The organism is Haliea atlantica (assembly GCF_054779855.1).
Genome location: NZ_BAAGXL010000019.1, coordinates 422,075 through 432,135 on the forward strand (window position 1 = coordinate 422,075; position 10,061 = coordinate 432,135).

The window sequence follows — 10,061 nt, forward strand, 5'->3', positions numbered from 1 at the left end:
CTCCCTAGGGGGTTTCGCCGTGACGCAGGAACTGTCGGGTATCCAGCATCAGCTCGCGCAGGGCGGGGTCGGCCTTGCTGGCTTCGAGCAGGGCGTCTGCGCCGACTTCACCGGCGACAAAGGCCGCCACCAGGTCCAGTAGCACCGGTGTCATTTTGGGCTGGTGGTCCCAGCGCGGCGCGTCCACCAGGTTGCCGGTGACCCGGCCACCCCGCAGCTGCAGCCAGTAGCCGCCACAGTCGGGCAGGTAGTAGTCGCGTTCCCGGCCATAGCTGATATTGGGAGTCGCGGGGTCAAAGCCGCCGGGGGGCACCTCCTCGATGCGCGTCAGGGCCATGACCCATTCGCTGCCAGGGGGAAAGTCGTCGGCGTCGGGGCGACAGTAGTTCCTGGCCCGCAGCCAGATGCGAACGGGGTTCTGGTATTCCGTGCCGCGGAGAATGTCAGCCACCTCCAGATCGATGGAGTTGCCCTTGCGCGCCACCACTTCGCCGCTGATTACCAGGTCCGCGGCGGCCTGGACGTCGCTGAAGCTCCCCTGCCAGAGACAGCTGCAGCGTGCCTCGGGCCCCGGATCCGTCTCTTCGTCAGCCTGCTCCGCCAGGGCACTGGCTGCGGGCAGTGCAAGGCAGACTGGCAGCAACAGTCTCGACAGCCAGTGCAGCACGATCGACCTGCGCATCGCGGCTGCCTACTGCAGGGCCCGGGCGGCCTGCAGGGCGAAGTAGGTCAGGATGCCGTCGCAGCCCGCCCGCTTGAAGGCCAGCAGGGACTCCAGCATGACCGGCTCCGCCTGCAACCAGCCCTGCTGGAAGGCGGCCATGTGCATGGCGTACTCACCGCTGACCTGGTAGGCAAAGGTGGGCACCTGTAATTCCGTCTTCACCCGGCGCACCACATCCAGGTAGGGCATGCCGGGCTTGACCATGATCATGTCGGCCCCCTCGGCAAGGTCCAGAGCGCATTCGTGCAGAGCCTCGTCGCTATTGGCAGGGTCCATCTGGTAGCTGCGCTTGTTGCCGCCCTTGATATTGCCGGCCGAGCCCACGGCATCGCGAAACGGGCCGTAGTAGGCCGAGGCATACTTGGCCGAGTAGGCCATGATCAGGGTGTTGGGGTGGCTGTGCTGTTCCAGGGTGTGGCGGATGGCGCCGATGCGTCCGTCCATCATGTCCGAGGGGGCGACCACGTCCGCTCCCGCATCGGCATGGGAGAGGGCCTGTTGTACCAGGGCGTCGCTGGTGATGTCGTTCATCACATAGCCGGCGTCGTCGATGATGCCGTCCTGACCGTGGGTGGTATAGGGGTCCAGCGCGACGTCGGTGATGACACCCAGCTCAGGAAGGGCATCCTTGAGTGCCTTGACCGCCCGTTGCACCAGGCCGTCCGGGTTCCAGGACTCCTCCGCGCGCAGGCTCTTCTTCTCGGCGCCGACCACCGGGAACAGGGCCAGGGCGGGTATGCCGAGGGCCTGCACTTCCCGCGCCTGTTGCACCAGCAGGTCGATGCTCAGGCGTTCGATGCCGGGCATGGAGGCCACCGATTCCCGCTGCCCTTCACCCTCCAGGACGAAGACGGGAAAGATGAAGTCGGCGGGGCTCAGGATATTTTCGCTCACCAGGCGACGGGCAAAGTCGCTGGCGCGTAGTCGGCGCATGCGGGTGGTCGGGAAGGGGCCGCGGGCGGTCTGGAACATGGTTTTTACTCCTGCCTCAAAGCTGGGCGAAGGCGCGCCGCGCCGCGTCGATGGTCAGCTGGATATCCTCGTCGCTGTGGGCGGAGGACATGAAGCCGGCTTCGTAGGACGCCGGTGCCAGATAGACCCCCGCATCGAGCATGGCATGGAAGAAGCGGTTGAAGGCTTCGGTGTCGCAGGCCATGACCTGTTGATAGTTGCTGACTTCGCGGGCGTCGGTAAAGAATCCGCCGAACATGGTACCGGCGTGGTTGGTGGTGAAGGCCACGCCGGCATCGGCGGCGGCTTTTTCGAGGCCTTCGCAGAGTGACCGGGTATGTGCGAAGAGTGGCTCGTAGAACCCCGGTTCGCTGATGACTTCAAGGGTTGCCAGGCCGGCGGCCATGGCCACCGGATTGCCCGACAGAGTGCCGGCCTGGTACACCGGCCCCAGGGGTGCGATGTGCTCCATGATGTCGCGTTTGCCACCGAAGGCACCGACCGGCATGCCGCCGCCGATGACCTTGCCCAGGCAGGTGAGGTCCGCCTCGATATCGTAAAAGCCCTGGGCGCCCTGCAGGCCAAAGCGGAAACCGGTCATGACCTCGTCCATGATCAGGACGGCCCCGTGCTCTGTACACACTTCGCGCAGGGTTTCCAGAAAACCGGGCGCGGGGGGAATGCAGTTCATGTTGCCTGCCACTGGCTCGACAATGGCACAGGCAATGCGATCACCGTGCTCGGCGAAGGCCTCGCGCAAGCCCTGCGGATCGTTGTAGGTCAGGGTCAGGGTGTGGTCCGCCAGGGAGGCGGGGACACCGGGTGAGCTGGGGACGCCCAGGGTGAGGGCGCCGGAACCGGCCTTGACCAGCAGCGAGTCGGAGTGGCCGTGGTAGCAGCCTTCGAATTTGACGATGGTGTCGCGGCCGGTGTAACCCCGAGCCAGCCGGATCGCACTCATGGTCGCTTCGGTGCCGGAGTTGACCATGCGCACCAGGTCCATGTTGGGCATGATCTCGCAGATGCGATCGGCAAGCTGGATCTCGAGCTCGGTGGGCGCGCCGAAGCTGAGGCCCTTTTCGCACTGGCGGACCACAGCCTCGCGCACCCGCGGGTGGTTGTGCCCCATCAGCATGGGGCCCCAGGACAGCACGTAGTCGATGTAGCCCTTGCCCTCGCAGTCGTAGACCCGGGCACCGTCACTGCGCTCGATGAACACCGGGGTGCCGCCCACGGCGCGAAAGGCCCGAACCGGGGAGTTCACCCCGCCCGGGATGTGCCGCTGGGCGCGTTCGAACAGCTGGGGAGAAGTGCTCATGTGGGGCTCCTGTCAGATTTTGCGGCAGGTTATCGCCTGCCGGATGCTGGCGTCAAAAGGGCTTGAGTATGGCCAGCAGGACAATGGCGAAGAGGAAAAGGACCGGTATTTCGTTGAAGAACCGGTAGTACACATGGCTGTGTCGGTCGCGATTCTCATTGACTGCCCGGACATAGCGTCCACACTGTATATGGTAGCCAATCAGAAAAGCCACCCCGGCCAATTTGAGCCACAGCCAGCCCGTCTGCAGATGGCCGGGGAGCAGTACCAGCAGGCTGACGCCGAAGCCCACCGTGAGATAGAGAAAGGGCGTCACGAAACGGTACAGCTTGCGCGCCATGAGGGCCAGGCGGGCGCGGGTATCCGGGTGTTCGGAGTCGGCGTAGTGCACCAGCAGCCGCGGCAGGTAGAACAGGCCGGCAAACCAGCAGACCATGAAAATCAGGTGAAAGGCTTTCAGCCAGAGGTACATGGCGGGTGTCTCTCTCGAAAGAAGGCAATTTTAACAGGGTTTACCCGTCAGTTTGTTTATACTACGTCGTTTACTTCCGGAGCGGCCAGGAAGCTCCGGGCAACCATCAGAGCAGGAGGACCCATGATCAAGGCGGGGATTGTCGGCGGGACCGGCTATACAGGGGTAGAGTTGCTGCGTCTGCTGGCCCAGCACGACCAGGTGGAGGTGGTAGCCATCACCTCCCGCGGCGAGGCCGGCCGTCGCCTGGATGAACTGTTTCCCAATCTGCGTGGAGTCTATGATCTCGCCTTCCAGGAGCCGGACGTGGAGTTGCTCGCGGCCTGTGACGTGGTGTTCTTCGCCACGCCCCACAATGTGGCCATGCAGATGGTGCCCGAGCTGCTGGCCGCGGGCACCCGCGTAGTCGACCTGTCGGCAGATTACCGGATCCGCGACGCCGAGCTGTGGTCGCGCTGGTACGGGGAGCCCCACGCCAGCCCGGAACTGCTCGCCGAGGCGGTCTACGGCCTGCCCGAGATGCACCGCGAGTCGCTGCGCAGTGCGCGTCTGGTCGCCTGTGCCGGCTGCTATCCCACGGCGATCCAGCTGGGGCTGCTGCCGCTCTTGCAGGCCGGTGTGGTGGAGCCCCGCGGCCTGGTTGCCAGTGCCGCCAGCGGTGCCAGTGGTGCCGGCCGCCAGGCCAAGGTCGATAACCTGCTCAGTGAGACTGCGGGCAGCTTCAAGGCCTACGGTGTGAGTGGGCACCGCCACCTGCCGGAGATCGAGCAGGGGCTGACCGAGGCGGCGGGGGAAGCCGTCTCGCTGACTTTCGTGCCCCACCTCCTGCCCATGGTTCGCGGTATCCACGCCACGTTGTTCGCGCGCCTGACCGACCGCTCTGCCGACCTGCAACGCCTGTTCGAGGATCATTACCGCGACGAGCCCTTCGTGGATGTGCTGCCCGCGGGTGTCTACCCGCAGACCCGCACGGTGAAAGGCGCCAATCGCTGCCAGCTTGGCATCAGCGTGCCCCAGGACCGGGATACGGTGGTGGTAATGAGTACTATCGACAACCTGGTCAAGGGGGCCTCCGGGCAGGCCCTGCAATGCATGAATATCATGTTCGGTCTGCCCGAGAAGGCGGGGTTGGCCCAGGTGGGCCTGCTGCCCTGAGCCCATGCCGCAGCCGGATCGTCTTGCAGGGCTGGTTGCCCGTCTCCGCAGGGAGCGGCGCCTGCAGGTCGTGCTGGCACTCCTGCTGGCAGGCCTGGTTCTGTTTTGCGGCTTCTGGCTGGGACAGGCCGCCGTATACAGCGGCCACGGTATCGATCCGGCCCGTCACCGGGCGCAGGCGGCGGCGCTGGAGCAGGCCCGCCAGCAGCTTGAGACGGTCCGGCGTGAGCTCGACATGGCGGAAGTCCGTCGGGATGTGGACCGGGAATCTCTCGAGATGGTCCGCCGGGAGCTGACCCGGCAGAATGAGCGTATCGCCAGCCTGGAGGAGGGGGTTCGCTTCTACCGTGGCCTGATGGCGCCGGGTGAGCTTTCCGAGGGCTTCAGTCTGCGCGGGCTGGAGCTTGTGCCCGGGGAGACCGCGGGACGTTTTGCCTATCGCATCGTCGCCCAGCAGGAGGCCAGCGAGCATCACCTGTTGCAGGGAGAGCTGTATGCCGAGGTCCGCGGCTCCCAGGGCGGGGAGGCCAAGATCCTGCCGCTGGCCGAGCTCTCTCCCGACCTCGCATCGCGGGTCGTTCCCCTGCGTTTTCGTTACTTCCAGTCCATTGAGGGGGAGCTGCAGCTTCCCGAGGGCTTCCAGCCGGAGGCGGTCAGTGTCGTTGCCACCATCAAGTCGCCCCAGGCGGCGGAGGTCAGCGAAAGCTACCCGTGGAAGCTGCAGCGCTATTTCACCCGCGGCCTGCGCTAGGCGAGCTGCCGAGGGGAACTAAAGTTGACTAAATTACTCGGATTTATCCATAATGGGGCACCGGTGTTTGCCGGTGGTAATGACGAGTGGACTGTATCCCATGGCGGTAGCTGAAGCGTTCAACCCGAAAGGCATCAATCTGACCGCGCGAGCCATCCAGAAGGTGCGCGAGCTGGTGGAGGAGGAAGACAATGCCGCCCTCAAGCTGCGTGTATATATCACCGGTGGTGGCTGTTCCGGCTTCCAGTACGGCTTCGCCTTCGAGGAAACCCCGGCGGAGGATGACACGGTGATCGAGGACGGTGGTGTACAGGTGCTCGTGGATCCAATGAGCTTCCAGTATCTGGTGGGCTCCGAAGTGGATTATACGGAGGGCCTCGAGGGCTCCCGTTTTGTCATCAACAACCCCAACGCCGCCACCACCTGCGGCTGTGGCGCTTCTTTCTCCATCTGATCAGCTTCTGCGCGCTCGCAATCTTCCTGGGTAAATGCCTCCGAGGATGCGCTCTCCCTGCGCTCCGGTGACCTCGGGTGCATTGCCTGACAAGCCTTCCAGCGTTCGCCAGGCCAGCCAGGCAAATGCAGCCGCCTCCACCCACTCCGGTGCCACGCCCAGTGCGGCGGTAGTCTCCAGTCTCGTGGGCGATAGCAGGCGGTAGAGACGGCGCATCAGGTCGCTGTTGTAGGCGCCGCCCCCGCAGACATAGACCGCGTCTATCCCGTCGGTATCGCAAGCTTGCAAGGACAGCGCGATACACTCTGCGGTCAGTTCCCCCAGCGTGGCCTGCACGTCCCGGGCCGGTAGGTCGGGGTAGGCCTGCAGTTGGCTCTCCAGCCAGTCCGGGTTGAACATCTCCTTGCCAGTACTGCGCGGGCCGGTGCGCTTCAGCCAGGGGTGGGAGCGCAGCTGCTCCAGCAGAGGCTGGTGGGCGCGCCCCTCGGCACCCCAGGTGCCGTTGCGGTCGCAGGGGGTGTCAAGGTGCTTTTGTGCCCAGAAGTCGAGCAGCGTGTTGCCCGGGCCAGTGTCAAAGCCGGCGAGTACCTGGTCGTTCCGGAGTAGGGTGAGGTTGGCGATACCCCCGATATTTACCACCGCCCGGGTCTCGTTCACCCTGCCAAAGACGGCCGCATGGAAGGCCGGCACCAGGGGGGCGCCTTCCCCGCCTGCCGCGATGTCGCGCCGGCGAAAATCCGCCACGGTCGTGATGCCGGTCTTCTCGGCAATGGTGTTGGGGTCCCCTGCCTGCAGGGTAAAGGGAGTGTGATGCCCCCCCGAGGCGGGTCGGTGGCGCAGGGTGATGCCGTGGCTGCCGATGGCGCGGATCTCTTCTGGATCGTGCCCGGACTTTGCCAGCAGCGCGAGTGTTACCTCGGCAAACAGTTCACCCAGTTGGCGATCCAGCACACCCAGTCGCTCGATTTCCCCGTCGCCGCCCCGGCAGAGTGCTGCCGCCGCCGTCCTGATGTCCGGCGGCAACGGGCTCTCCAGGGTTGCCAGGAGGTTCGGTTCCGGGCCGCAGTGCAGCAGCACGGCATCGACCCCGTCCAGGCTGGTGCCGGACATCAGCCCGATACAGAGCGGCGAGTCCGGCATGCGCAGGGTCAGAGCTTGTCGTCGGCCTGGTTCATGGCCAGACGGGTGGTGCCGGCTTGCAGCGAGGCGAGCTGGCGCGAGGCGCCCGCGATCTGGGACTGGAATCGGGGCAGCTCGGCGGCCGCCAGCATCTTGGCCTTGGGCAGCTCCTGGTGAACCTTGCGCGGGTCGCGGTGTACGCCATCGATGAGGAATTCGTAGTGCAGGTGCGGCCCGGTGGCGGAGCCGGTCGAACCCACGGTGCCGATGACTTCACCCTGTGCCACGCGCTGCCCCTGTTTGACCTTGCGCTGATGCAGGTGCAGGTAGCGGGTGATGTAGCGGTCGCCGTGCTGGAGGAACAGATAATTGCCATTGGCTCGCGTGTAACCGGCCTTGATCACCTTGCCATCACCGGAGGCGTAGACGGGTGTCCCCGTGGGTGCCGCATAGTCCGTGCCGCGATGGGGGCGCGTGGTCTTGTAGATGGGATGCAGGCGGCGCGGGTTGAAGTTGGAGCTGATGCGGGTGAAGTCGACGGGGGCCAGCAGGAAGGCCTTGCGCATGCTGGTGCCATCTTCGCTGTAATAGCCGACATCGCCGTCGCTGTCCCGGTAGCGATAGGCGCTGAAGGTCTGCCCGCGGTTGGTAAAGGAGGCGGCAACAATGGCGCCATCCCGGTACTTCTTCCCGTCGACATATTGTTCTTCGTAGACCACATGGAAGGTGTCGCCCTTGCGAGGGTCCTGCACGAAGTCAATCACGCCACCGAAGATGTTGGCCAGGTCCATGATCAGTGCATTGGACAGCCCCGCCTCCTTGCCCGCCATGAACAGGGAGGAGGAAATCTCGGCGCTGGTCCAGGTCTCCCGGGGTTCGGGTTCGCGGATGTCCCGCTCGGTCAGAAAGCCGTCTTCGCTGTCGCGGTAGGTGACGGTTTCCAGGGGGGAGATGACATGTCGGACGGCGAGCAGCTGGCCGGATTCACCGGTCTGGAAGGCCAGGACCTGGCCCGGGAAGATGCGCCCCAGTGCTTTGCCGCCGGGGGCTTCGTTGACCACCCGGTAGACATCGGTCTCGCTGAAGCCGGCGCGGGAGAAGACCCGGGAGAGGTTGTCCCCGGAGCGGACCCGTTGCTCGGACCAGCGCGCTTGGGGTGTGTCAATCAGCAGGCCCAGATCAGTATCCACCGGGACCGCCGCGACTTCGATGGGGGCTAGGATGTCGGCGTCGAGGTGCAGGTCGGCTGCCGGGGGCTCCTGGCGGTTGGCCTCGACGTCCCCCGAGGGCATGAATGCGGTGGTCAGCGCTACGAAGACGGACAGGGCGACGATGGCGATCAAGTGATGGCGGTGTGCCCGGGCGTGATTGAGTGCCGCTGCGGCCATGCCTTTTGAGGGGGGCTGTCTGGTCATATTCCCGGTATTTTGCTGGGGCATTTCGACGGAGTATATAGGAGTTTCCGGCATCCAGACAGCCGTCTCGACGCATTCGTCAAGGGGGAGCAGTTTGCTTTTTTGGGGGGGTGTTGTAAGGTTTGCGCCCCTTTTTTAGCCCATCGGTCCCAGTACCGGGAGAACGACATGAGCACTGCACTGTTGGCGGACCTGCGGGCCCGCGGCCTGATTTTCCAGATAGCCGGGGAGCAGGATCTCCCGAACTGGCTGGACACTGGGTCGCGTACGCTCTATTGCGGGTTTGATCCCACCGCCGACAGCCTGCATATCGGCTCGCTGGTTCCCCTGTTGATGCTGCGCCGCTTTCAGCTGGCGGGGCACCGCCCCCTGGCGCTGGTGGGCGGTGCCACTGGCCTGATCGGTGACCCCTCTTTCAAGGCTCAGGAAAGGCAGCTGAATACGCCGGAGGTGGTTGGCGGTTGGGTCGAGAAGATTCGCGCCCAGGTCTCGCGCTTCATCGACTTCGACAGTGGTGACAATGCTGCAGTTGTGGTGAACAACCTGGACTGGACCCGCGACGTGGATGTCCTGACTTTCCTGCGGGATATCGGCAAGCACTTCTCGGTCAACGCCATGATCCAGAAGGAGTCGGTCAAGCAGCGCATCGAGCGTGAAGGCAGCGGCCTCAGCTTCACCGAGTTCACCTACATGATTCTGCAGTCCTGGGATTTCGCTCAGCTGAATGAGCGCTACGACTGTGGTCTGCAGATCGGCGGTTCTGATCAGTGGGGCAATATTACCGGCGGCATCGACCTGACCCGGCGCCTGCACAGTCGCCAGGTGTTTGGTCTGACCATGCCTCTGATTACCAAGGCGGACGGTACCAAGTTCGGCAAGACCGAGGCCGGCACTGTCTGGCTGGATCCGGCCCGCACCTCGCCCTATGCCTTCTACCAGTTCTGGCTGAACACGGCGGACGCTGATGTCTACCGCTTCCTCAAGTACTTTACCTTCTTGTCGGTAGAGGATATCGACGCCCTGGAGCGCGCCGATGCCGAGCGTGCCGGGCGCCCCGAGGCTCAGGCAGTGCTGGCAGAAGAGGTGACTCGCCTGGTGCATGGCGAGCCCGGGCTGCAGGCGGCCAGGCGGATCACCGAGGCCCTGTTCAGTGGGTCGCTGGAATCCCTGTCGGAGAGTGACCTGCAGCAGCTGCGTCAGGATGGGCTGCCGGCGAGCAGTCTGGAGCGGTCGGCGTTCCCGGATACGGTGACGCAGTTGCTGACCGAGGCCGGCATGGCTGCCTCGGGGAAGCAGGTGAAAGATGCGCTGGGCCGCGGCGCGGTGCTGGTCAATGGCCGCGCGCTCACTTGGGACGACAATGGCCGGGTGGCAGACTGCCTGCGTGCAGACGAGGCGATGCACGGGCGTTTCTTTATTGTTCGTCTCGGCAAGAAGAAGTACCACCTGTTTGAAGTGCCGGCGAGCGCCTGAGGGGCGCTTTCGGCCGCTTTTTGACCAGTTTTCGGGCTCTGGCGGTTTTTTTCAAAAAAGGGCTTGCGCACCCCGGGGCCGCTGCGTATAGTTCGCGTCCTCTTGAGGCGACACGCAAAACGGCGCTGAGGGAGGCGGCTAGAAAGTCTTGTGATTCAATCACTTGGATGTATCTAGTCGGGCGCAGGCCGGAAGGCTCTCGCAGGGAAGTGAAGCGGAAACATTTTCA

10 protein-coding genes are annotated in these 10,061 nt (G+C 64.5%); 4 read left to right on the plus strand and 6 right to left on the minus strand.

The window, feature by feature from the left end:
• Positions 1 to 4 precede the first annotated feature (4 nt).
• Genes ACYVGS_RS13770 through ACYVGS_RS13785 form a run of 4 tightly spaced genes read right to left on the minus strand, consistent with a single transcriptional unit; the run spans position 5 to position 3,465 of the window.
• Positions 5 to 682: a delta-aminolevulinic acid dehydratase gene (locus ACYVGS_RS13770; RefSeq protein ID WP_460589246.1), complete on the minus strand. Its 678-nt coding sequence runs from the start codon at positions 680 to 682 to the stop codon at positions 5 to 7.
• Positions 683 to 691: 9 nt separating this feature from the next.
• Positions 692 to 1,696, minus strand: a complete 1,005-nt coding sequence (gene hemB / locus ACYVGS_RS13775; RefSeq protein ID WP_460589247.1) for a porphobilinogen synthase — start codon at positions 1,694 to 1,696, stop codon at positions 692 to 694.
• A gap of 16 nt (positions 1,697 to 1,712) precedes the next feature.
• The gene (gene hemL, locus ACYVGS_RS13780; protein WP_460589248.1) at positions 1,713 to 2,993 is read right to left on the minus strand and encodes a glutamate-1-semialdehyde 2,1-aminomutase; all 1,281 of its coding nucleotides are present in this window, start codon (positions 2,991 to 2,993) and stop codon (positions 1,713 to 1,715) included.
• Positions 2,994 to 3,045: 52 nt separating this feature from the next.
• Positions 3,046 to 3,465, minus strand: coding sequence for a CopD family protein (locus ACYVGS_RS13785; protein WP_460589249.1), 420 nt, complete (start codon positions 3,463 to 3,465; stop codon positions 3,046 to 3,048).
• Between the two features lie 123 nt (positions 3,466 to 3,588).
• Here ACYVGS_RS13785 and argC point away from each other — a divergent pair, with 123 nt between their 5' ends.
• From argC to erpA, 3 genes are all read left to right on the plus strand, one after another.
• Positions 3,589 to 4,620, plus strand: coding sequence for an N-acetyl-gamma-glutamyl-phosphate reductase (gene argC / locus ACYVGS_RS13790; protein WP_460589250.1), 1,032 nt, complete (start codon positions 3,589 to 3,591; stop codon positions 4,618 to 4,620).
• Between the two features lie 4 nt (positions 4,621 to 4,624).
• Complete coding sequence (locus ACYVGS_RS13795; RefSeq protein ID WP_460589251.1) at positions 4,625 to 5,371, plus strand: DUF6776 family protein; 747 nt, start codon at positions 4,625 to 4,627, stop codon at positions 5,369 to 5,371.
• A 100-nt stretch (positions 5,372 to 5,471) separates the two neighbouring features.
• On the plus strand, positions 5,472 to 5,825 hold the full coding sequence (erpA, locus tag ACYVGS_RS13800; RefSeq protein WP_460589252.1) for an iron-sulfur cluster insertion protein ErpA: 354 nt from the start codon (positions 5,472 to 5,474) through the stop codon (positions 5,823 to 5,825).
• Here erpA and ACYVGS_RS13805 read toward each other — a convergent pair whose 3' ends face one another.
• Positions 5,826 to 6,965, minus strand: a complete 1,140-nt coding sequence (locus ACYVGS_RS13805) for an anhydro-N-acetylmuramic acid kinase (RefSeq protein WP_460589253.1) — start codon at positions 6,963 to 6,965, stop codon at positions 5,826 to 5,828.
• An 8-nt stretch (positions 6,966 to 6,973) separates the two neighbouring features.
• Positions 6,974 to 8,359 (minus strand): OapA family protein, encoded by a 1,386-nt coding sequence (locus ACYVGS_RS13810; RefSeq protein WP_460589254.1) that lies wholly within the window; start codon positions 8,357 to 8,359, stop codon positions 6,974 to 6,976.
• Positions 8,360 to 8,527: 168 nt separating this feature from the next.
• On the opposite strand from ACYVGS_RS13810, the gene tyrS reads away from it, so the two are divergent.
• Positions 8,528 to 9,832 (plus strand): tyrosine--tRNA ligase, encoded by a 1,305-nt coding sequence (gene tyrS, locus ACYVGS_RS13815; RefSeq protein WP_460589255.1) that lies wholly within the window; start codon positions 8,528 to 8,530, stop codon positions 9,830 to 9,832.
• Positions 9,833 to 10,061: the final 229 nt, after the last annotated feature.

Coding starts and splice junctions, on each gene's coding strand:
- ACYVGS_RS13770 (WP_460589246.1), bottom strand. CDS start 682: ATGCGCAGGTCGATCGTGCTGCACTGGCTGTCGAGACTGTTGCTGCCA.
- hemB (WP_460589247.1), bottom strand. CDS start 1,696: ATGTTCCAGACCGCCCGCGGCCCCTTCCCGACCACCCGCATGCGCCGA.
- hemL (WP_460589248.1), bottom strand. CDS start 2,993: ATGAGCACTTCTCCCCAGCTGTTCGAACGCGCCCAGCGGCACATCCCG.
- ACYVGS_RS13785 (WP_460589249.1), bottom strand. CDS start 3,465: ATGTACCTCTGGCTGAAAGCCTTTCACCTGATTTTCATGGTCTGCTGG.
- argC (WP_460589250.1), top strand. CDS start 3,589: ATGATCAAGGCGGGGATTGTCGGCGGGACCGGCTATACAGGGGTAGAG.
- ACYVGS_RS13795 (WP_460589251.1), top strand. CDS start 4,625: ATGCCGCAGCCGGATCGTCTTGCAGGGCTGGTTGCCCGTCTCCGCAGG.
- erpA (WP_460589252.1), top strand. CDS start 5,472: ATGGCGGTAGCTGAAGCGTTCAACCCGAAAGGCATCAATCTGACCGCG.
- ACYVGS_RS13805 (WP_460589253.1), bottom strand. CDS start 6,965: ATGCCGGACTCGCCGCTCTGTATCGGGCTGATGTCCGGCACCAGCCTG.
- ACYVGS_RS13810 (WP_460589254.1), bottom strand. CDS start 8,359: ATGACCAGACAGCCCCCCTCAAAAGGCATGGCCGCAGCGGCACTCAAT.
- tyrS (WP_460589255.1), top strand. CDS start 8,528: ATGAGCACTGCACTGTTGGCGGACCTGCGGGCCCGCGGCCTGATTTTC.